Source organism: Methanosarcina sp. UBA289, assembly GCA_002496565.1.
GTDB lineage: Archaea > Halobacteriota > Methanosarcinia > Methanosarcinales > Methanosarcinaceae > Methanosarcina.
In genome coordinates this window covers 33,841-55,748 of the sequence record DAKJ01000019.1, presented here as the reverse complement: position 1 = coordinate 55,748, position 21,908 = coordinate 33,841, and the positions used below count along the sequence as shown (strand labels likewise).

Genomic DNA, 21,908 nt, shown 5'->3' with positions numbered 1-21,908 from the left:
ATATGTGACTTGGCAGTATTGTGTTGCAGGTTTAATCAGACTACACCAATACCTCTGGGTTTGCTAACGCGCTTTCAATCTAAGAGAGCTTTTTCAAGACGCGGCATCCTCCATTTAGATCACTTTATTTATTTTTATCATCTATAATTATATTATGCAGAATAGATGTATGACTTTATTGTTATTCATCTCAGTTAAATTAGAAAATAAAATGCATAATTATTAATATATTGTTAATTATGATGAGTTAAGTAAATTATTATTATATATAGTAATACTAAATATTGTTTTATTCATACAAATGAAATGTAATTTTATGAAAAAAAGATACCAAAATCACAGGTTATCATACAGGCTTTCGGAATTCACTCATCGTTATGCAAATATAAAAGGGTTAAGGCAGTTATTCAGGATGAGATACCGTTAATCCCAATCATATTACAAACATTTTCGCTCTGGATAACAATGTTGTTCCGGATAGAAATGGTTTGGTGCCAACTTTGTTTGAGGAATAGAAATGACAGATGGAATATTAGAAATGAAGAATAAAATTTTAGAATACTGGGACTACAGAAGTTCTGATTATCATACAGAGTATGCCAAATGTATGGATGAAGAAATGGAAATTTGGAAATATATTTTTTATGAAACTCTGCTAACGGATAAAAAAATCCGTGCAGTAGAAGTTGGAACAGGTCCTGGAATTCTTGCAATCTCTCTTGCCGCCATGGGACATGATGTAACCGGTGTAGATTTGTCAGAAAATATGCTTGAAAAAGCAGCGGAAAATGCCAGAAAAAAGGGAGTAGATGTTTTGTTAGTACAGGGAGATGCAGAAGAAATTCCTCTAAGTGATGGAGAGTATGATTTCATTTTGAGCAAATATCTTCTCTGGACCCTACCTCAACCGGATAAGTTTATAAGTGAGTGCTCTCGGCTTTTGAAAGACGGTGGCCTTATGATGATAATTGATGGTTTGTGGTTCCAGAACCCTGATGGGACAGAGAAGAAAAGCAGTCTTAATGACAGGTTTAATGAGTTGTATTCTGGTGTTAAACCAAATCTGCCCCTTGCGAAAAACAATACACCTGAAAGGATAACCGCCCTTGCACAATCTCATGGGTTTGAAGCCGTTTCATGGAGGTTCTTGAAAGATTATGATGCTTTTTTGGAACGAAATGATCCGTCTGGTCATTCAGCAGGGTATATTCAGCCTCCACATATGATTCTTGCAAAGAAAAGAAGTCAGATTTGATTAATCTTTTTGACACTTCTTAGTTTTGTGTAATCAAGTTGTTGATTTAAAGCCTCAAACACCTGCAGGGGACTTTCTCGTTCACCCTGTTTTATCCTGAAGATTGCTATCATATGAAATTGCTATCATATGAAACCGCAGATTCCGGTTTTCTATAGTACAGATGTTTTTGCTCTCAGTTCCAGTGTAACCGGATTTGAGATATACCCAAATGAGCTGACGGTCCTGACATCAAAAATCGACCTTAAGTGAATGTTGTTCAAAGGGATAATTGCCCGGGCTCATTCCATTAACCCAGGCAATTGTCTACGTTATTGAGATAATATATCAAAAGAATTACAATATTTCCAAGAAGGGATTACAATTACTGAAACCATTAACAAAAAACTCACCGGGGCAATCACCGGACATTTTCTCATAGACCTCTATACTCCGATACTTCCGATTATCCTCCCTCTCTTGATTGACACTATGGACCTGTCCTATTTTCTTGCCGGTTTTATTGTCACAGCATTTAATGTTGTATCCTCAGTAACCCAACCATTTGTCGGTCTCTACAGCGATAAAACCGGATGGCGTGCAAGTGTTCCTCTGTGCGTTTTAATTGGTAGTCTTGGCATCTGTCTTACTGTTTTCACAAAAAATTATCTGGTACTTCTTATGATGGTAATGGGAGCTGCAATCGGCCATGCGCTGTTCCACCCATCAGCAATGGATCTTGTTTACCGGTTAAGCACCCCTGCAAAACGGGGAATGTACAACTCAATATTCACAACCAGCGGCAGCATTAGCTACTCTCTTGGACCGTTTATTGCAGGAGTTTTGATTGAATTTGCCGGTCTTCCATCAATTGTATGGATGGTGATTCCGGGTATTATAGGGGCTGCGTGGATTTACCGAAATGACCTTCGATATCTAAACGAAGAAGTTTTTGAAAAACCAGTCAAGATAGTTAAAAATCAGCCTGCGGAAAAGAAAAAATTCTGGTGGATTCCTGCAGGGCTGGTTGTGGTAATCTGTTCCCTTCGCGCCTGGGCATATGTGGGACTGATTACTTATCTGCCAACACTTTTAACTCTAGAACACAAAGAATTTGATACGGTGACAACATCTTTGATTGTCACGATTATGCTGTTCTTCGGAGTCGCGGGCCAGATTGCAGGCGGGTATTTATCGGATCGTTACGGGCGTAAACTGATGCTCGTTCTGGGCCTTTTATGCGCAGTGCCATTATTTGCCCTTATTTTTCTTGCTGACGGCTGGCTGATGTACTTTGGGATTATGATGTACTCGTTTTTTGCCTGTTTCTGCTATGTGACATCGGTTACAATGACGCAGGAACTTCTCCCCGGAAATGTCGCATTTGCATCGGGACTTATTCTAGGGCTTTGTATGGGTATTGGAGGGGTAGGAGCTGCAATTATCGGGTGGGCTGCTGATATCATGGGGTCGCTTTCGGATGCAATGTTTCTGTTGATTATTCCTACGATATTATGTCCCATTCTTGCATTGTTTGTCCGGTATCCAGCAGGGAATTAAAAATTACAACTCACAATAATCAAAGTTGAGCTGACGCATCCCGCTGCGAACAACGGGTATGTTTACGCCACCGCTCCAAATTCGACTGAAATAAAAGAACACGCAAATTATGTATATATAAATTAGGCTCTAATTAATTATGCATGGGAGTGAAGAAACATTTTTTATGGCTTATTATAGTACTTATCGGGTCTGCATTACTTTTTTCAGCTTATATATCTCCAAATCCGGAAAGCATTGCTCAAGCAAATCTGTCCGGCGGCGAAAAGAATACAGTCGAGTCAAACTCAGTAATTTCTGTTGAAACTTCAGCTGCAGGCCCATTGAGGATTCCGGCTTCTGGAAATGTTGAAGCCGGAGAGGATCTTGAGCTAACTATTTATGAGCAGGGAATTGCCCTTGTTAAAGAAAAGCGAGAAATTAACCTCGAGAGTGGGGTAAATCAGGCAAAGTATACGGATATTGCTTCCGGAATTAATCCGGCTTCGGTTATAATCCAGGACCCTCAAAATAAGGACACCAGTTTACTTGAGCAAAACTACGAATACGATCTTCTGAATAGTTCTGGTTTGCTTGAGAAATACCTTGGCAGGGAAGTCAATGTAACAGACAGGAATGGTGAAACGTACACCGGTATATTGTTGAGCCATGCAGATAACAGCGTTGTCCTTAAGATCGAAGCAGGAAAAGTCGTGGTACTTGAGGATTTCTCAAAAATTGAACTTGAAGATTCTTCGGAGCTTTCGATAAAGCCTGCTCTCATCTGGCAGATTTATTCTCCTGTGTCTGGAACTCGGGAGCTTGTAATTTCCTACCTTACGGGCGGTATGAGCTGGGAAGCAGACTATGTCCTAATAAGCAATGCGGAGAATACGGAAGCAGACATTCGAGGCTGGGTGAACATCGACAATAAAGCAGGGATGACCTATGAAAACGCAGTCCTAAAACTTGTTTCAGGCCAGATTAACCGCTTTTCCCAGCCCGCGACTCCGCGTACTGAAGAAAAAGCCGTGGCTAATGAAGTAGCGGCCTCGCAGGCGCCTTTTACCGAAGAAGGTCTTTTTGAGTACCATCTTTATACCCTCAAAAACCCGGCGACCCTAAAGAATAACCAGGCAAAGCAAATTTCTTTGCTGTCCGCAAATTCCGTTCCCATAGAAAAGAAGCTCATCTATGATAGTTCTCTGAACGATAAAGTCCTGGCTTACCTTACTCTTAAAAACTCAAACGAAAGCGGACTTGGGATGCCTCTACCAGCAGGAGTCATAAGAGTTTACAGTGCTGATTATTCAGGAGGACTTCAGTTCCTCGGGGAAGACAGGATAAAACATACTCCAGAAGCCGGGGAATTAAGAGTGGCTGTCGGCTCGGCTTTTGATCTTACTGCCAGGCGAAATGAAACCAACTACCAGCGTATAAGTGATAATGTGGAGAGGGTCACCTATCAGATCGAACTTAATAACAGTAAGTCTGAGGCTCAGGAGGTCACTGTCGTAGAACACCTTTTCGGACAATGGGATATTCTGGATAGCTCGGACAGCTATGAAAAAATTGATGCTTTTACGATCGAATTTAGACTAATGGTGCCTGCAAAAGGCACGAAGCCTATCTCTTACACCGTAGAACGCCGTTTTTAATAACTTTTCTGCAAAGACCATAAGTGACTACTCCCACGACTGAAATCGCGGGCATCTAAGCTTTCGCTACATGTAATCCCAGTCTGAGAATATTGATCGCAGCATTAAAACGACCGGGGGATTACCTTCTTTTTTCCTCAAGAGGCTGAAAACAAACAAAAAGACATTATGCCATTCAGCTGCCTGGTACTCCAAGCCCTGTATTACTTCTTAATGAACTTCCACACTCCATAAAGACAAATCAAACTTTCAAATAATCCAAAACCTGGAGTAGAGTTATTTTTACTCGATTCATTTCCACTTGAGCTACTCCCATTATCAGATTCAGAATTATTTTTTGAATTATTGAATTCGACAGCTTTTTTCTCTTCAGATGATGATAAGTTAGCTTCGTCAACGTCTGTACCTTCAGTTGCATTGGAAGCTACCCTTGTGCTTTGATCAGTCATATTAGAATCTATAAGAGGCCCTAAAGCAATTTCAATAGGAGGATTTTCTATATTTACAGTAGCTATAACATTGTTTGTGACTGTGTCAATTACAGATACATTATTGCTGTCGTAATTTGCCACATACACTTTTGTTCCATCCGAAGTTAATGCAACTCCTGAAGGATGCATTCCTACGGGAATTGTAGTTGTAACATTGTTTGTGAATGTATCAATTACAGAAACCGAATTGTCTTCCCGGTTAGCCACATAAATCTTTGTTCCATCTTGATTGATTGCAATTCCAAGAGGAAAACTTCCTACAGGAATTGTGGTTTTAACAGTGTTTGTTGTTGTGTCAATTACAGAGACATTATTGCTGCGAGCGTTCAACACATACACTTTTGTTCCATCTGGCGTGGCTGCAATTTCAACAGGAAGATTTCCCACATTTACAGTAGCTGTAATATTGTTTGTATCTGTGTCAACAACAGAGGTAGTGTTGTTATGACGGTTCGTAACATAGATTTTTTTTCCATCTAGATTGACTGCTACTGCCCAAGGATCAATTCCAGCATTTAATGTGCCTATTACGCTGTTCGTGGCTGTGCTAATTACTGAAACATCGTCACTCTCACTGTTCGTCACATATACCTTTGTTCCTGCCGGGTTTACCGCAACTCCAATAGGAAAATCTCCTACAGGAATTGTGGTAACTAAATTTGTCGCGGTGTCAATTACAAAGACAGTGGTGCTGAGTAAGGCTGAGTTCGCCACATATATTTTTGTTCCATCTGGTGTGGCTGCAAACCTACAAGGATCACCCCCTACAGGAATTGTAGCTGTAACCTTGTTAGTTGCTGTGTCAATTACAGAGATGATGCCACCATTTGAGTGGTTACCCGGACTCATCACATATGCAAACGGAGCTGCACTTGCTGCGCCAACCAGTATTAAAATCGCAAGTGCAGCTATTCCAAAAGCTCTTATACGAGTACCTTCTCCGCATGCTTTATTATACATTCTTACAGATGAGAATGGAATTGAAAAAGCGTCAATTGATATTCTTGACATGATTTTATCTTTCCTCTTTTATTCCCAGACGATGTTTGTCTTTAATGCTAGTTCATTCCGATAAGTAACGACACCAAGGCCTATTTTAGCACTTAATTCTTACTGAACTTCCATCCTCCAAAAAGGCAGACCAAACCACTCAATAATCCGAAGCCTTGAGTAGAGTTATTTTTGCTCGATTCATTTCCACTTGAGCTACTATCATTATCAAATTCAGAATTATTGTTTGAATTATTGAATTCAACAGCTTTTTTCTCTTCAGACGACGAGAATTTAGTTTCTTCAATCCCTATGTCTTCAGTTGCATTGGAAGCTGTCCTTGTGCTTTGACCAGTCATATTAGTATTTATAAAGGGCCCAATGGCAACTCCAGTAGGATAATTTATAGTATATTTTCCTGAATTTACAGTCGCTATAACTTTGTTTGTAGCTGTGTCAATTACGGAGACATTGTCGCTTTCAGCATTTGTCACATATACCTTTTTTCCATCCGGTGTGACTGCAATTCCCATAGGCTGTTTTCCTACAGACGCAGTGGCTGTGACAGTGTTTGTCGTTGCATCAATTACGGAAACGTTGTTGTTCTGCCAATCTGCCACATACACTTTCGTTCCATCCGGTGTGACTGCAATATCACCTGGGCCATTTTCTACAGGCACGGTGGCTGTAACGGTGTTTGTTTCTGTATCAATTACGGATACGTCGCTGCTGCCTGTATTGGTCACATACACCTTATTTCCGTCAGGGCTGACTGCAACATCAGTAGGATGGTCTCCTACAGGTACAGTGGCTGTAATTTTGTTTGTAGCCGCATCGATTACAGAAGTAGTGTTGTTGCGGCTGTTCGTAGCATAGATTTTTTTTCCATCTGGGGTGACTGCAGCGTTAACAGTACTTACCCCGATATTAATCGTGGCCACTACGCTGTTCGTTGCTGTGTCAATTACTGAGACATTATTGCTGTCATTATCTGCCACACTATAGCGATTAGTCACGTAAACCCTTGTTCCCGCAGGGTTGACTGCAACTCCCCAGGGATAACTTCTTTCTGCATTCACTGTGGCACTAACTGTATTTGTGGCTGTGTCAATTACAGAGATAGTGGGGTCAAATCCGGTTGCTACATATACCTTTGTTCCTGCAGAGTTGACTGCAATACCTTCGGGCCACCCTCCGACAGGCACTACTGCTGTAAGATTATCGGTTGCTGTATCAATTACAAAAACAGTTCCGGTATCAACTCCCAGACTCGCAACATATGCAAATGGAGCTGCATGTGCTACGCTCACCATTATTAAAATCGTAAGTGCCGTTATTCCAAAAGCTCTCAGAAAGGTATTTTCCCTGCGTACTTTATTAGACATTGTCGCAGATGATAGTGAAACCGAAAAATTGTCGATCAGTATTGTTGACATGGTTTTACTTTTCATATTTTTTCTCCAATAGTGTTTGTCTTTCATACCATTACCATTATCAAAAATTTGGACTTTGGATTTTTTTCTAAAATCCTCATTTATTCAAGTCAACTTCTGAATAAACAGATTAGTGGTGTGATTCCAAAATCAACTCCTTATTTCCTGTCAAAATTCGTGATTTTTGGATTTATTCAAATGTCGAGTATTATGAATCTATTTTGGAATCACAACACTAATTACAAGACAAAATAATTCAGAATAAACACATTTATACTGTTTAATTGGTATTTTTGTATGTAATTTTAAACAAATATATAAAAAATGTAGATGTTTCGATAAACTCACTTTTTGGCTAATTGTGTATAAAATATAATTCAACCTTTGAAATCAGAAGTTTATCGAAATCTCTAAGAATTTCTCAGCGTACGTATATACGTTTTTTTTCTTGACTGGTGGATACTTCAATTTTTGGTGTACCACTCGAACCAATAGGCATTGGATCATTAATATACATGTAGAAATACCCATTTTGAATTAAATATCCTTGACAAACTCGATAATGTTGTGGATCTAAAATTATACTGTAAAAAGGTCTACGCTTGTCAATCTCTGTAACAATTTCCGCATTAGTCAAAGTAGTATCTAGAGATCCCGTTTTTCCCCATTTAACTTCAGCCCATTCTTTCATGTTATTAATGCTGAGTCCAGAAGGTTTGTCTTTAGGGCCGAAGAAATAGTTATAGATAGATGTTTGTGTAGGGGTTGGTTGTCCATAGTATAAAGAAATCATTTGAATAGATGCTTCACCGCAGTAAATATCTTTTTCTTGTCCACGACGAGGAACGCCAAGTTTTACATCTGTTGAAGCCGTTATCGCTGCATCGCCACTGAGTTTTTTAATATTTTCTTCAGTAACTGCAGCATTAATATTAACTCCTTTATTAGCTGCTGCTTGTTCTATAGAGTTAGCAAGTTGATCACTTTTTTGTCATTCTTTTAAATTTTCTTCAACTCCATTCTCCAATTTCATCTAATACATTGACCAAACCCCAGGCTTGGTTTCAGTTGCAGGTTTATCTTCTACCTCTTCAAGGGTATATGCATCTACAAATATCCGATGTTCAACTCCAGTGGTCTTGTCTTTTACAACGGTCATTGCTCCTATACTCGGATAGCTGTATACAACTAAATTGGTTGATTTGATTTCTCCAGTTGGATAATTTTTGGATAATTTTTCTTGGCGATTTCTTTTGACTTTTTCATGGCTTCTGAGGCTTTATAAGGTGTAGGATCAAATGCAATGTCATTGAATGAATTTCCCAGTGTTTTATTAGCATAAATGTCAATTGTACCTATCAATTTTTTTTCTTTATATACCGAGAATTGATAAAATAATTTCTGACCATTTATGTCATAAAGCTCAATTGGTTTTGGATCAATAGATGCTCCTGCCCAGTTTTCAAAGTTTAGTGCTTTAGCTGCTATAAAACTTATCATATTCGCATTAGCATGCTTAAAGGCTTCTTCGGCAGTTACAGAGTAACTGTCCTCTTTCTGTGCACTTACGGATGGTATGAACACCATACTAACCAGCACTGCTAAAACAAGTATACCTATTCCAATTCTATTATGCTTCATTTACTTCAACTCCTAGTATTTACTCTAGGAGGCAGAATCAGGCAAGCTTAAATATGGTCAAAGCTAACATAATCACTGCCTCTTAGGGCACATTTTATGGAGCTCGGGGTATCTCGGAAATTACTTTTGAACTCCATAAACTACTTTTAATTAACTCCTTATACGTTTTATGTCCAGGTTCTCTAACAATGCAATTTTCAAGCGGATTTTGAGTCTGGATTACTTTTTAATATTTTTACTGTTTAATGATTTGGCCATAAATTATTTATTTGAGTATATGTCTTAACTCATATTCAAAAATAAGTATAAAAGAAAATATAATTTAATCTTAGTGTATAAAGGTCTTATTTAAGTTAACAAATAATAAATATAGACTTATTTGGTTACAAATTATCTAATTCTGACTATATGGTGTAATCAATTGAAGAGTTCGAAGGATGGGAACTTACCATTATTGTGCATGCACCTGAGTAAAATTGTTTTATCCTCTGAAATCCAAAAAATTTGGATTTGTTGTTTTGTTGAAGTTGACGGGCTGTATTCCACCATCAAAATGACGGGAATTGATCTTTCTTTTTTCCTAAAAAAGAGAGTAAAAAAGTGAAAAAGAGAAAATAAGGCAAAAGAGGTAAAATAAGGCAAAAATGAGTAAAAAGGATGCCATTAAGGATAATATCTGCAAGCTCATACCTAAGCAAGATAAGCTTTACAAGAAGGCAAAATTTGCAGAAATGCTGGCGGAAAGAACGTCTGATTTGACGACCGCCGGCAGATTCCTCAAAAATTTGTATTGAGGTGTAAGCTATTCTGAAGTAAAGAAGTGAAAAAGAATTTTACAAGACCGGGTACAGAGTGATTCTGTAGCCTGTCTTTTTTCTCGTTTATCCTTCGAGGACGATCTCGATGTTGATATCTTTAGGAACCTGGATTCTCATAAGCTGGCGAAGTGCCCTTTCATCAGCTGCAATATCGATGAGGCGCTTGTGTACACGCATCTCCCAGTGGTCCCAGGTTGCAGTTCCATCTCCACTTGGGCTTTTTCTTGTGGGAACTACAAGTTTCTTTGTGGGTAGCGGAACAGGTCCTGAAATATTAACTCCTGTTCTTTCCGCAATGGATTTTACCTGATTGCAGACTCCGTCCAGATCTTTGGGGCTGATGCCTGACAATCTTATTCTAGCTTTCTGCATACCTTTTTTCTCCTTAAAAAAATGAAAAAGGAGAGTGTTATTTCTGTTTAACACTCATGCACATGCCGGCGGCAATGGTCATACCCATATCACGGATAGCAAACCTGCCGAGCTGTGGAATTTCTTTTACTGGCTCGATAACCATCGGCTTTGTTGGTTTGATGGTAACGATTGCTGCATCTCCGGCCTTAAGGAAGGTCGGGTTTTCTTCCTTTACCTGCCCGGACTTCGGGTCCAGCTTCTTGTCAAGAGAAATCAGCTGGCATGCAATCTGGGAGGTGTGGGAGTGGAATACTGGGGTGTATCCGGCAGTGATTGCGGAGGGGTGCTGCAGAACAACAATCTGTCCTACAAACTCATCAGCTACTTTTGGTGGGTTGTCAACATGGCCACAAACGTCTCCTCTGCGGACGTCGGCCTTGCCGATACCACGGACGTTCCAGCCAATGTTGTCTCCTGGAAGGGCCTGTGGAATTTCTTCGTGGTGCATCTCAATGGATTTAACTTCACCAGTTGCTCCGCCTGGCATGAAGACGACCTTGTCGCCCTTCTTCATGGTACCGGTTTCGACTCTGCCTACAGGCACAGTTCCAATACCGGAAATTGTGTATGCGTCTTCCACAGGGATCCTGAGAGGAAGGGTGGATGGCTTTTCTGGCTCTTTGAGGTTGTTTAGAGCTTCCATCATGGCTGGACCCTTGTACCATGGAGTGTTTTCACTGTGCTTAACAATGTTGTCGCCTTGGAATGCAGAGGTTGGAATGAAGGGGATTTCGCTTGGCTTGAATCCGATCATTTTAAGGATACCGGAGACCTGCTCGACAACTTCCTTGTACCTCTTCTCGCTATATTCAACTGCATCCATCTTGTTGACTGCGACGATCAGCTGGTTGATACCAAGGGTTCTGGAAAGGAAAATGTGTTCTTTGGTCTGGGCCATTACACCATCAGGAGCTGCGACAATAAGGACAGCAGCGTCAGCCTGGGAAGCACCTGTGATCATGTTCTTTACGAAGTCACGGTGACCTGGGCAGTCTACAACTGTAAAGTAGTACTTGTCTGTGTCGAATCTCTTGTGAGCGATGTCAATTGTAATACCTCTTTCACGCTCTTCCTTAAGAGAGTCCATAACCCATGCGAAGGCGAAGGATTCCTTACCCTTCTGCTTTGCTTCTTCCTTGTACTTCTCGATAATGTGTGCAGGTACAGCTCCTGCGTCGTACATTAAACGTCCTACGAATGTTGATTTTCCGTGGTCAATGTGACCAATAACTGCTAAGTTCATGTGCGGTTTATCTGATGCCATATTATAATTCTCCTGTAATTCTGGATGAGTTTCATTCGTATATCAAATATTTACTATATTAAGATTAGGGCGGATCTCAATATTGATTCATCTTTTCTATATTCTTTTGTCCGATCAATATTGCCAGTTTTCCTCTTTCCGGATTCCTTCTCGAACCGCCACTTTATAAATTTTCCAGTGGTCTGGACTGCTTTCCCCAATATAGGCATACCTTATTTTAAAGCTTTCCGATTGGCCGTATTCCCGAGCCGATAGGGATTCTCTTCCCTTCCAAATCAGTCGGGTGCTCTTATCTATCCTATCTGAGGATAGGTATATCCTTGTAAATATTAAGGAAAAGCGGAAAATTCCGCTTACATTGAAAGGAAATCAGTGGCTTTAGGCAGTTCTTTCTTCAAGCCTTTCCTCTCTCTGATCTGACCTACAATTTCGTTCTGAATGCTGGTTGGCACAGTGTCAAAGCCTCCGAATTCGGTGCTCCACATAGCACGCCCTTCAGTTGCAGACCTGATCTCTCCTGCAAATCCGAACATTTCAGCTACAGGCACTCTGGCCTCAATAATTGCCAGATCTCCTTCCGTAGTCATGTTAAGAATGATTCCACGGCGGCCCTGCAGTTCCTTTGTTGCACCACCCATTAAAAGCTGGGGTACCTGGACGAAAACCTTCTGATAAGGTTCTAGCAGGGTGTCGTCTGCCATAAGCATGCCTGCCTGAATGGCCTGCCTTGAAGCTGGAATTACCTGAGCTGGACCTCTGTGGATTGCGTCTTCGTGAAGCTTGGCATCTACGAGTACGCATTTTACATTTGCCACGGGTTCCCTTGTAAGCGGGCCTGCACGCATGACTTCCTCAAACCCGTCAAGCACAAGTTCCATTGTCTCATTCAGGTACTGGATACCTTTGGTCATATCAATGAAGATATTGGAATTGAAGATCCCGACAATGCCTTTTGCCTCTTCTTTTTCCATTCCGAGATCCATGAGTTTCTGCCTGCGTTCAAGCTCGGGCAGATTCATGCTGATATCGCCGGCCTTGATAGCATCCACAATCTCAAGGTCAAGGGGTTCCACAAAGATATAGAACCTGTTGTGCCTGTTTGGAGACTTTCCTTCAACAGCTTCGATCTTCTTCTTAATGGTTTCCCTGTAAACGACAATTGGCTTGCTAGTGGTGATTTCCACGTTCTTGTCCCTTTCGATCCTGTGGGCAATAACCTCAAGGTGGAGTTCTCCCATACCTGCCATCAGGTGTTCCCCGGTTTCCTCGTCCAGAGTAATCTGAAGGGTCGGGTCTTCCTTTGCAACCTGTCTGAGCACTTCAACCAGTTTGGGTAAGTCCTTGGTGTGCTTTGCTTCCACAGCTACAGTCACAACAGGCTCGCTTACGTGCCTGATGCTTTCAAAAGGTGTCATGCCTTCGAGGGTTGTTACAGTGGATCCCACAATTGCATCTTTCAGACCGGTAACTGCGGCAATGTTTCCTGCAGGAATCTTGTCCACTTCAAGCCTCTCAGGGCCCATGAAGATACCTACCTGCTGGACTCTGCTCTTCTTTGCAGTGCCTGAGGTATAGACTTCCATACCACGGGAAAAAGAACCGCTGAACAGTCTTCCTGTTGCAACTTCACCTGCGTGGGGGTCAACAGAAATATCAGTTACCATGAATGCGAGGTCTCCGTCTGGATTTGCATGAGTCATGGACTCTCCGATCTCGGATTTCGCATCTCCGTGCCATATAACAGGTACTCTTCCCTTCTGGGCGTCAAGTGGGTTTGGCAGGAAGTGAATGACCATGTCAAGTACAGCTTCGTGCAGTGGGCACTTTTCTGCCAGGGACTTCATATCTCCGGCTTTACAGTATTCGTATACATCGTTAAAAGAAACCCCGGTTTTCTTCATCATGGGCACACTGATTGCCCAATTGTAAAGAGCTGACCCGAAAGCAACAGTTCCGGCTGCAGCATCAACTCTCCAGCCTGCCTTGTATTTTTCAGGGTTCATGTTCTTGATGAGCTTGTTCACGTGGTCAATGACTTTTCCAAGGCGAACCTGCATTTCCTGAGAATCTACCTGGAGCTCATTGATCAGCCTGTCGACCTTGTTAACAAAAAGTACAGGTCTTACATGTTCCCTGAGTGCTTGTCTCAGAACGGTTTCGGTTTGGGGCATTGTACCTTCGACAGCATCCACGACAACAACAGCGCCGTCTACAGCCCTCATTGCACGGGTGACGTCCCCACCAAAGTCAACGTGTCCGGGAGTATCGATTAGGTTGATCAGGTAGTCTTCATTATCAAAACTGTGAACCATGGAAACGTTGGAGGCATCGATAGTAATACCTCTTTGCTGTTCCTCTTCGTCGGAATCCATGAATAACTGTCTGCCTGCAAGTTCCTTCGAAATCATGCCGGCGCCGCCTAACAGGTTATCCGATAATGTAGTTTTTCCGTGGTCAATATGCGCAACAATCCCGATGTTTCTGATCTTTGCCGGTTCATTCATGAGCGTCGTTACACGCTCGACCATCTTCTTCCTTCGTCCCATGCTAATACCTTTTAAACAAATGTAATCTCGTTCTATAATGACTTTTTATATCGAGGCAACCCGCATAAGCGATTAACGTGCTGCCTTTGCAACTCTTTCCTTTGCATCCTTCCTGTTGATTGCGAAGGACTTTGTGTCACGGTTTGCAGCGCCTATTAATTCGGTTGCCAAACATTCTGCAACCGACCTCTTGGATTTAAAGGCTGCATTGTTGGTTCCCATACTGATGTAGCGCAGAGCTGTATCCACACGCCTCTGTGGTGCGGTGTCTACTGCTTTTGGCACGGAGATTCCGCCGTACTTCAGCCTTACTACTTCCTCCCTGGGGCCTGCGTTGGCAATAGCATCCACAAGCACCTGGATAGGGTTCTGCTGGGTTTTCCTGTTTATGATGTCGAAAGCTTCTTCAATGGCGCTGAGAGTCCTCTGCTTCTTTCCTGTGTTTACCTCGGTCCTCATCAGGTTATTTGCCAGACGTTCCACAATAGAAATCTCGGATTTGTTAAACTGCTGCCTCGCATGCTTTCCGCTGCTGTGGGGAACAATAACAGGAGTAAGACTGACATAGCGCTTAATTCCTAGGTCTCGGACTTCAACTTCAGTCGGGTCCCATTTGCCGAATATCTTCAAGAAAATCATCTCCTGGGTTTTTCCATTCTGCCGATAACCAGCTCGTTCAGAGATACGTTGTTTACGGCAGTCACTTTGAAGCGTACACCCGGAATATCACCCATAGCACCACCCATGCGGCCTCCAATCCTTTCCACGGTTACTTCATCGTGCTCGTCGATGAAATTCACTGCGCCGTCTCCTGGACAGAAAGCAGTTACCTGACGCCCGTTTTTAATAAGCTGGATTCTTACACATTTGCGGATAGCTGAGTTTGGCTGCTTTGCTTCAACTCCTACCTTTTCTAACACAATACCCCTACCCTGGGGTGCACCACCTAGCGGATCGGCTTTCACGTTCAGCCCAAGAACTCGCCTGCCATAGTATGAGTCTTTCCAGCGGGCATTTTTCCTGGTCTGTGTGAGAATATTAGCTGCATATTTTCCTTTAGCCATTGTTAATTTCTCCAAATTAAAAATTTATCTCAGTTTTCTAGAGGCATACTGGATGCCAGATTGTCCTTCAACGCCGGATTAATAGATCAATGTAAATTAAATTAGATTACTGCAGGATCACATCTTCTATATTATGATGGCGACGGGCAAGCATCTTTACTTTCTCAATGTTTTTGCCGTTACGACCTATGGCAAGCCCCTTTTCTTTATTGGGTACCTCTACATAAGCTAATCGCTTGCCATTTTTGTTTAGAATGTTTACCGAACTCACGGAAACAGGTCCAAAGGCATTCTTCAGAAAGGTAACAGGGTCATCTGAATATTCCACAAGTTCTATGGGTTTGTCCAAGGTCTTTTTAACGCGGTTTATATTCTCCCCATTTCTGCCTATAGCAAGTCCCATATCTCCCTGTTTTACGACATATACGAGCCTTTCCTCCTCAGGGATACAGTCAAGAATTTTGGCTCGCGTCATATTTTCAAATAACGCAATGTACTGGATGCTTTCTGCAGTAAGTCTTATTTCACCCAAGACGTTGCCAACTCCTTTTATTAAACTGTAGCTGCCAGAATATCGGATTCTCCTACATCGAGAATTGCCATGGCTGCAATCGTAAAAGGCTTACCGCATACCGGTCCGAGTTCTACACTTGTGCCTTCATATTCCAGAACAGGGACATTTGTTGCCTGAACTTTCTGTTTAATTTCTTCGGGGCAGTTTGATGCCAGGACCACCATTTTTGCAGAACCATCTGCAGCTGCATCCATGGTCCGGTTGGCTCCAACTATTACTTTTCCTGTTTTCACAGCCTTTATAAGAGATTTATCAACATTGATCTTCATTTTCATCAACTCTGTCTCAAATGAGCTCGTCTACTCTATCTCTTTCCTAATAAAGATTTTCCAAGCTCGGTGAATATATGGTACTCTAAATACCTGATGCCTTATATTTATTTTCTGGTTATGAGCCTAGCAGACTCGAGTTTCTGCAGCAGGATTCTCTAAGTTTCATAAAGGTAAGGTATACCTGATCTGAACTGGTCCTCTATCAGGCTACGCATTTAAATAATTATAGGTTGAGTTTCAGGTTTTTGCACCGGGCTGGCTTTTACCCAGAAACCTTCACTCTTCTGCCGCTTCTGCCGCTTCTGCTGCTTCTGCCGCTTCTATTGCTGCTTCAATTTCATCTCGTCTTCGGCTTATAAGGTGCACGTCTCCTGTACCCATACGGATAGGCTGGCCAACGATGATATTTTCCGTGACCCCCTGAAGCTGATCCACATCCCCGCGCATTCCTGCATCCAGCAAGTGATTTACCGTAACTTCGAAAGCTGCACGAGCAAAGACACTTGCCTTTTCTCCTGAAATTCCGTGCCTTCCAATCTGTTTTACTTCTCCGTCACAGGTCATAAGATCGGCCACAAGCATAATGTGACGGATGTCCACAGTAAGACCCTGTTCACGCAGAGTATCTGTAGCTTCCTTAATTATCGCATTTCTTGCAGCTTCGATTCCAAGCACTTCATAAATTTCATTGATGTTATTTGTACTTGTCCTTGTCTTATCCACGCCTTCGAACTGAAGCACTTCACGCAGGGCCGAACCTTCAGTGTAGAGTGTATATTCTTCCCCTTCCTTACGGACCACTACACGCTTGATTCCTTCTATTCCTTTCAGGGTGACATTATGGATGCTTTTTGCAAGCTGTAGAAGCTCCCTGTAAGAAGGCTCTCCCGGTGCAATGATAATTTGGTTATCTATATCCGGAGAGATGGTAACCATCACGTTCAATTCTTCATTGAACTTTTCTTTTACCTGATCTATAGTAATATTCCTGCCTTCCATTGCCTTCTCATGCAGGTCAATTATCAATTTCATCTGGGAAAGATCAGTGGTTACGTCAGCGATATGATCAATTTTTGTGGCTTCAATCTCCCAGGCAAGATATCTTGTCTTTTCCCTGTCGTAAGCATAGTCCTCAGGATGTTCTTTTGAGAGGGCAATTGTCATCATAGGAGTGCTCGGAATTTTTCGAGCATCCACAATTTCAATAAGACGGGGCAGACCGAGTGTAACGTTAATCTCGGCCACACCAGCGTAGTGGAAGGTACGCATTGTCATCTGGGTACCCGGCTCCCCTATGGATTGGGCTGCAACCACACCGGCAGCATCACAGGGTTCCATACATGAGGTATGATACTCTTCCATCACCTGTTCTATAATCTCTTCCATTTCCTTCTTGCTTACTCCGGCTTTGATAACATCTGCCTTGAGAGCATTAAGGATATTTGAAGGGAGAGGCAGATCTTTTATCATGCTATCGATTGTAGCTTCACTAATACTCATCAGGCCACCTCCCGGTTTACTACGGAACGGACAATCCTGTGGATTGTATCGGGCTTGCTGAAATCACTTTTTGTGGGGTTAATCCCATCTTCTCCGAACTTGAACTGCACAAGCACACCTCTGGTATCCCTGACCGTAAGATCGTACTGGACTTCCAGGTCCTGAAGAGCATTAACAAGCCTTCTCTGCAGGTACCCTGATTGTGATGTCCTGACTGCAGTGTCCACAAGACCTTCCCTACCACCGATTGCATGGAAGAAATATTCAGTCGGGTTAAGCCCGCTCTTGTAGCTTGCCTTAACGAACCCGTGGGCATCAGAACCCAGGTCTCCTTTCTCGAAATGGGGCAGTGTCCTGCCTGCATATCCTCTGCGGATACGTTCACCACGAACTGCCTGCTGACCAACACAGGCTGCCATCTGAGTAAGGTTCAGAATGGAACCTCTGGCTCCTGAGCGGGCCATGATAACTGCCGAGTTTTCAAGTCCCATATGGCTGTCTGCGATATTACCGGTCTCGTCTCTGGCCTTTCCGAGCTTCTGCATGATGCTCATTTCAATTGTCTCATCAAGGGTTCTTCCAGGAAGAGGTTCAAGTTCTTTATTCTGGTAAGACTTGATGAGGTTCTGCACAGCACCTTCAGCTTTGCCGAGGACTTCATTGATCTGGATTCTGGCTTCTTTCGGAATATCCTCATCAGCTATCCCGAAACTCAGGCCTGTTCGCATGATAGCCCTAACTGCAAGCATAGTCATATTGTCTATAAAGCGGGCTCCGGCTTCAGGGCCTATTTCCTTGATAATACGGTCCTGAACTTTTCCTTTGAATGCTCCGATGGCCGCCTCGTCTATCGTACCTTTAATGAGTTCTCCGTCCCGGATCACCACATAGGCATCGTTAGGGCACTCCTCTTTCTTGCAGGTATCACAATGCGAGCAAACCTGAGCTGTAAACTGTGCATTCAAATTTTTGGGCAGGATCTGGCTGAAAATCTGTTTTCCTGTCCAGTAGGGCTTTCCGTCGGGATCATACCCTGCAGGGGAAGGCAACTCACGGATATCACTTTTCCGGAGCATATCATAAGCATCATTAGCTGAGATATGATCTTCATACCGTGTCAGTAGGAAAAGCCCAGAGATGTGGTCGTGAATCCCGCCTATAATAGGTCCTCCGAAACGCGGGGAGAGAATATTTTCCTGAACCTGCATGAGGATCTTTGCCTCAGCCCTGGACTCTTCGGTCTGAAGGGCATGCATGTTCATCTCGTCCCCATCAAAGTCAGCGTTATATGGAGGACAGACCGCAGGATTTAACCTGAATGTCTTATTCGGGAGTACCTTAACTGAATGAGCCATGATACTCATTTTGTGTAGAGACGGCTGCCTGTTAAAGAGTACAATGTCTCCATCCTTTAACTGGCGTTCAACTGTCCATCCGAACTCCAGCTTTTCGGCAAGGTCATCTTTGTTTACATTAGTAACTTTTATACGCCTACCGTCAGGCCGCAGCACGTAGTTTGCTCCGGGGTGTACATCTTCCCCATTGCGCACGTAAATCTTTAGCTGTTCTATATTCCTTGGCGTTACCACTGCGGGCATTGTCAGGGTCCTTGCAATGGGCATAGGAACCCCTACCTCATTAATGCTAAGGTTCGGGTCCGGAGAGATTACCGTACGGGCTGAGAAGTTAACACGCTTACCTGACAGACTTCCTCTGAAACGCCCTTCTTTACCCTTCAAACGCTGGGAAAGAGTCTTTAAGGGCCTGCCTGACCTGTGCCTTGCAGGAGGTATCCCTGAGACGGAGTTGTCAAAGAAGGTTGTAACGTGATACTGAAGGAGTTCCCAGAGGTCCTCAATAATGAGCTGAGGTGCACCGGCCTCCCTGTTTTCCTGGAAGCGCTGATTAATCCTAATAATATCTACAAGCTTGTGAGTCAGGTCGTCTTCACTGCGCTGTCCGGATTCAAGGGTAATTGAAGGACGAACCGTAACAGGAGGTACTGGCAGGACTGTAAGGATCATCCATTCAGGCCTTGCGTTCTTCGGGTCCATCCCAATAACCCGGATATCTTCGTCAGGGATATTCTCGAAACGGTCCCTTATCTCTGTAGGGGTTAATTTCTCTCCGTTTTCAAGATACTCAGTGGGTTTTTCAAATTTAATATCTAACTGTTCCTCGTTACAGTAAGGGCAGACCTTTACTTTACTGGCTTCCTTATAAGCCTCGTTAATCAGGTCATCAGGCATATGCCCGATTTCCTCAATGCCTATAAGCTGATCCAGAAAATGCTGTTTCTGTGCAGGTTCAAGCAGGATCTTGCTGCATTTCCTACAGGTTGCCCTGAGAAGTTTTCGGATTACTTTATTGAAACCAACGTGGACCACAGGGGCGACGAGTTCAATGTGTCCGAAGTGGCCTGGACACTCGCCTGCTCGTCCTGAACAGGTTTTGCAGCGAAGCCCGGGGTCAATAACCCCGAGTTTTGTATCCATAAGCCCCATATCTATTGGAAATCCGTCATCATCGTAAGTGTCGGCTGTGATGATCGGGGTTGAACTCATTTTACGGATCTCTTTTGGGGAAAGTAAACCGAATTTAATAGAAGAAATTCTTTTTGGGATTGGAGGTACGTTTGCCATATCTGCCTCACCTCATACCGCGTCTTCAAGTTTAAGCCTGGGCGCAACTCCCAGGGATTTTATTTCATCAAGCAGCAGCTTGAATGCGTAGCTCATCTCCACAGGATATATGTCCGTGTCAGCTCCGCAGGTTGAGCAGAAAGAGACATTCCGCTGCTTGTCATACGTTGCAATCATTCCGCAGTGGGAGCAGACAAGTTCCACAACCTTGTCCGACTCGTCGAGCAGCCTTTCTTTTAATGACATGGCAGCTCCGTGCCCTACAAGCACATCACGCTCCATTTCTCCGAATCTGAGACCTCCTTCTCTGGCTCGACCTTCAGTTGGCTGGCGGGTAAGTACCTGTACTGGTCCGCGAGACCTTGCATGCATCTTCGAAGTGACCATATGGTGCAGTTTCTGGTAGAGAATAACCCCAACAAAGACATCTGCAGGAATCATCCTCCCGGTTGCTCCATCGTAGAAAACCTCTTTTCCGGTGTGGGCAAAACCGTGCTTTTTCAGGGCTTCTCGAAGATCTTCTTCATTTTCCCCGGAGAAAGCTGTTGCATTAACTCTTCGGCCTTCCATGGAACCTACTTTTCCACCAATCATTTCCAGAACGTGGCCTACAGTCATACGTGAAGGAATTGCATGCGGGTTGATCATCAGGTCAGGAGTTAGGCCGGATTCCGTAAACGGCATATCGGCAATCGGGACTTTCAGGCCGATAACTCCTTTTTGCCCGTGTCTTGAAGCGAATTTGTCCCCTATATCAGGAATCCTTTCATCTCTTACTTTTACCTTGGCAAGCCTGGTTCCGTTAATGGATTCGGTCAGAATAACCGTATCAACAATTCCGGTTTCATTTGACCGCATTGTGATCGAGCTTTCTCGCCTCTGCTCGACTGCAATCCCGAAGTCCGACGGTTCTTCAAGGAACCTTGGAGGACTGGTCTTTCCAATCAGTACATCGTTGGGTCCAACCGGAGTTTCGGGATTCACAAGCCCATCAGTATCCAGGTTAGCATAGGCTTCTGCACTGCGCGCTCCACGGTATTCAGAGTCAGGAATCTCAAACTTATCTTCCTGTCCACCCGGATACCTGCGTTCTTCTCCTTCGAAAGTTCTGAGGAAGTGACTTCTCCCGAGACCTCTATCAATTGAGCCTCTATTGAAAATCAGGGCATCTTCAATGTTATACCCTTCATAGGACAGAATTGCAACCACAAAGTTCTGGCCTGCAGGCCTGTCATCAAAACCTATTGCTTCCGAGGTCCTGGTTTTGGTCATTGCTCTCTGAGGATAGTGAAGGACATGGGCACGGGTATCAGGTCTGAGTTTCTGGTTTGCGGTTGCAACTCCAATACATTGCTTTATCATGGCTGCACCCATGGTATTACGCGGAGACGCATTATGTTCTGGATAAGGAACCATTCCCGTAGAGATTCCGAGAATAAGTTCAGGATCAATCTCCATGTGAGTATGCCTTGGACCAATGTCAGCCTCGTAGAGTGCGATATAGGCATTTTCCTCTTCTTCAGCATCGAGATACTCTATGCAGCCTTCTTTCACCAGGTCATCAAAATTGATTTCCTTGTTCTTAATTTTCTTTACGTGCTCTGGAGTTACCTTGAGAGCTCCGTTCTCCACAACTAGGAGGGGCCTTCTTGCTCTGCCCATATCGGAGTTTATAACTACTTCTCTAGTGCTGTCGTTAAGAGCGACATTAACCTGTCTGGATATGAACCCCTGCCGCCTCATTTTTCGGAGCTCGTCTACAAGCTCCGCAGGGTTATCATGGGTCCCGACAAGCTCCCCGTTTATGAATACTTTTGCTTTAGTCATC

19 protein-coding genes are annotated in these 21,908 nt (G+C 43.3%); 4 read left to right on the top strand and 15 right to left on the bottom strand.

The window, feature by feature from the left end:
- The first annotated feature begins 517 nt into the window (after positions 1–517).
- From BP549_RS11910 to BP549_RS11895, 4 genes are all read left to right on the top strand, one after another.
- Positions 518–1,255, top strand: coding sequence for a class I SAM-dependent methyltransferase (locus BP549_RS11910; protein WP_292374944.1), 738 nt, complete (start codon positions 518–520; stop codon positions 1,253–1,255).
- Between the two features lie 129 nt (positions 1,256–1,384).
- Positions 1,385–1,507: a hypothetical protein gene (locus tag BP549_RS11905; protein ID WP_292374941.1), complete on the top strand. Its 123-nt coding sequence runs from the start codon at positions 1,385–1,387 to the stop codon at positions 1,505–1,507.
- A gap of 72 nt (positions 1,508–1,579) precedes the next feature.
- A complete protein-coding gene (locus tag BP549_RS11900) occupies positions 1,580–2,794 on the top strand; it encodes an MFS transporter (protein ID WP_349682381.1) in 1,215 nt (404 codons plus the stop codon).
- 143 nt (positions 2,795–2,937) lie between these two features.
- A complete protein-coding gene (locus tag BP549_RS11895; protein WP_292380889.1) occupies positions 2,938–4,431 on the top strand; it encodes a DUF4139 domain-containing protein in 1,494 nt (497 codons plus the stop codon).
- Between the two features lie 203 nt (positions 4,432–4,634).
- Here the strand turns inward: BP549_RS11895 and BP549_RS11890 are convergent, their stop codons facing one another.
- From BP549_RS11890 to rpoB, 15 genes are all read right to left on the bottom strand, one after another.
- The gene (locus tag BP549_RS11890; protein WP_292374935.1) at positions 4,635–5,933 is read right to left on the bottom strand and encodes a YncE family protein; all 1,299 of its coding nucleotides are present in this window, start codon (positions 5,931–5,933) and stop codon (positions 4,635–4,637) included.
- A gap of 92 nt (positions 5,934–6,025) precedes the next feature.
- Positions 6,026–7,363 carry a YncE family protein gene (locus tag BP549_RS11885; RefSeq protein ID WP_292374932.1) on the bottom strand — a complete coding sequence of 446 codons (1,338 nt, stop codon included), beginning with the start codon at positions 7,361–7,363 and terminating at the stop codon, positions 6,026–6,028.
- 403 nt (positions 7,364–7,766) lie between these two features.
- Positions 7,767–8,138, bottom strand: a complete 372-nt coding sequence (locus BP549_RS15815) for a C39 family peptidase (protein ID WP_349681014.1) — start codon at positions 8,136–8,138, stop codon at positions 7,767–7,769.
- 240 nt (positions 8,139–8,378) lie between these two features.
- Positions 8,379–8,504: a hypothetical protein gene (locus BP549_RS15810; protein ID WP_349681013.1), complete on the bottom strand. Its 126-nt coding sequence runs from the start codon at positions 8,502–8,504 to the stop codon at positions 8,379–8,381.
- A gap of 29 nt (positions 8,505–8,533) precedes the next feature.
- Complete coding sequence (locus BP549_RS15805) at positions 8,534–8,986, bottom strand: hypothetical protein (protein ID WP_349681012.1); 453 nt, start codon at positions 8,984–8,986, stop codon at positions 8,534–8,536.
- An 881-nt stretch (positions 8,987–9,867) separates the two neighbouring features.
- Positions 9,868–10,176, bottom strand: coding sequence for a 30S ribosomal protein S10 (gene rpsJ, locus BP549_RS11875; protein WP_011021276.1), 309 nt, complete (start codon positions 10,174–10,176; stop codon positions 9,868–9,870).
- Between the two features lie 37 nt (positions 10,177–10,213).
- Entirely contained in the window at positions 10,214–11,482 is a 1,269-nt protein-coding gene (tuf, locus tag BP549_RS11870; protein WP_292380886.1) for a translation elongation factor EF-1 subunit alpha, read from the bottom strand.
- A gap of 353 nt (positions 11,483–11,835) precedes the next feature.
- Positions 11,836–14,028: an elongation factor EF-2 gene (locus tag BP549_RS11865; RefSeq protein ID WP_292372248.1), complete on the bottom strand. Its 2,193-nt coding sequence runs from the start codon at positions 14,026–14,028 to the stop codon at positions 11,836–11,838.
- 72 nt (positions 14,029–14,100) lie between these two features.
- Entirely contained in the window at positions 14,101–14,667 is a 567-nt protein-coding gene (locus BP549_RS11860; protein WP_292372249.1) for a 30S ribosomal protein S7, read from the bottom strand.
- A complete protein-coding gene (locus BP549_RS11855) occupies positions 14,664–15,092 on the bottom strand; it encodes a 30S ribosomal protein S12 (protein WP_292372251.1) in 429 nt (142 codons plus the stop codon). The genes BP549_RS11860 and BP549_RS11855 overlap by 4 nt, the downstream gene beginning before the upstream one ends.
- A 106-nt stretch (positions 15,093–15,198) precedes the next feature.
- Positions 15,199–15,624 carry a NusA-like transcription termination signal-binding factor gene (locus BP549_RS11850; RefSeq protein WP_292380884.1) on the bottom strand — a complete coding sequence of 142 codons (426 nt, stop codon included), beginning with the start codon at positions 15,622–15,624 and terminating at the stop codon, positions 15,199–15,201.
- Between the two features lie 20 nt (positions 15,625–15,644).
- On the bottom strand, positions 15,645–15,941 hold the full coding sequence (locus BP549_RS11845) for a 50S ribosomal protein L30e (protein ID WP_292372255.1): 297 nt from the start codon (positions 15,939–15,941) through the stop codon (positions 15,645–15,647).
- Positions 15,942–16,214: 273 nt separating this feature from the next.
- The gene (rpoA2, locus tag BP549_RS11840) at positions 16,215–17,438 is read right to left on the bottom strand and encodes a DNA-directed RNA polymerase subunit A'' (RefSeq protein WP_292372257.1); all 1,224 of its coding nucleotides are present in this window, start codon (positions 17,436–17,438) and stop codon (positions 16,215–16,217) included.
- Complete coding sequence (locus BP549_RS11835; protein WP_292372260.1) at positions 17,438–20,080, bottom strand: DNA-directed RNA polymerase subunit A'; 2,643 nt, start codon at positions 20,078–20,080, stop codon at positions 17,438–17,440. Before BP549_RS11835 ends, rpoA2 begins: the two co-directional genes overlap by 1 nt.
- Before the next feature lie 12 nt (positions 20,081–20,092).
- Positions 20,093–21,907, bottom strand: coding sequence for a DNA-directed RNA polymerase subunit B (gene rpoB / locus BP549_RS11830; RefSeq protein WP_292372262.1), 1,815 nt, complete (start codon positions 21,905–21,907; stop codon positions 20,093–20,095).
- Position 21,908 lies beyond the last annotated feature (1 nt).

Coding starts and splice junctions, on each gene's coding strand:
- BP549_RS11910 (WP_292374944.1), top strand. CDS start 518: ATGACAGATGGAATATTAGAAATGAAGAATAAAATTTTAGAATACTGG.
- BP549_RS11905 (WP_292374941.1), top strand. CDS start 1,385: ATGAAACCGCAGATTCCGGTTTTCTATAGTACAGATGTTTTTGCTCTC.
- BP549_RS11895 (WP_292380889.1), top strand. CDS start 2,938: ATGGGAGTGAAGAAACATTTTTTATGGCTTATTATAGTACTTATCGGG.
- BP549_RS11890 (WP_292374935.1), bottom strand. CDS start 5,933: ATGTCAAGAATATCAATTGACGCTTTTTCAATTCCATTCTCATCTGTA.
- BP549_RS11885 (WP_292374932.1), bottom strand. CDS start 7,363: ATGAAAAGTAAAACCATGTCAACAATACTGATCGACAATTTTTCGGTT.
- BP549_RS15815 (WP_349681014.1), bottom strand. CDS start 8,138: ATGATTTCTTTATACTATGGACAACCAACCCCTACACAAACATCTATC.
- BP549_RS15810 (WP_349681013.1), bottom strand. CDS start 8,504: ATGACCGTTGTAAAAGACAAGACCACTGGAGTTGAACATCGGATATTT.
- BP549_RS15805 (WP_349681012.1), bottom strand. CDS start 8,986: ATGAAGCATAATAGAATTGGAATAGGTATACTTGTTTTAGCAGTGCTG.
- rpsJ (WP_011021276.1), bottom strand. CDS start 10,176: ATGCAGAAAGCTAGAATAAGATTGTCAGGCATCAGCCCCAAAGATCTG.
- tuf (WP_292380886.1), bottom strand. CDS start 11,482: ATGGCATCAGATAAACCGCACATGAACTTAGCAGTTATTGGTCACATT.
- BP549_RS11865 (WP_292372248.1), bottom strand. CDS start 14,028: ATGGGACGAAGGAAGAAGATGGTCGAGCGTGTAACGACGCTCATGAAT.
- BP549_RS11860 (WP_292372249.1), bottom strand. CDS start 14,667: ATGATTTTCTTGAAGATATTCGGCAAATGGGACCCGACTGAAGTTGAA.
- BP549_RS11855 (WP_292372251.1), bottom strand. CDS start 15,092: ATGGCTAAAGGAAAATATGCAGCTAATATTCTCACACAGACCAGGAAA.
- BP549_RS11845 (WP_292372255.1), bottom strand. CDS start 15,941: ATGAAAATGAAGATCAATGTTGATAAATCTCTTATAAAGGCTGTGAAA.
- rpoA2 (WP_292372257.1), bottom strand. CDS start 17,438: ATGAGTATTAGTGAAGCTACAATCGATAGCATGATAAAAGATCTGCCT.
- BP549_RS11835 (WP_292372260.1), bottom strand. CDS start 20,080: ATGGCAAACGTACCTCCAATCCCAAAAAGAATTTCTTCTATTAAATTC.
- rpoB (WP_292372262.1), bottom strand. CDS start 21,907: ATGACTAAAGCAAAAGTATTCATAAACGGGGAGCTTGTCGGGACCCAT.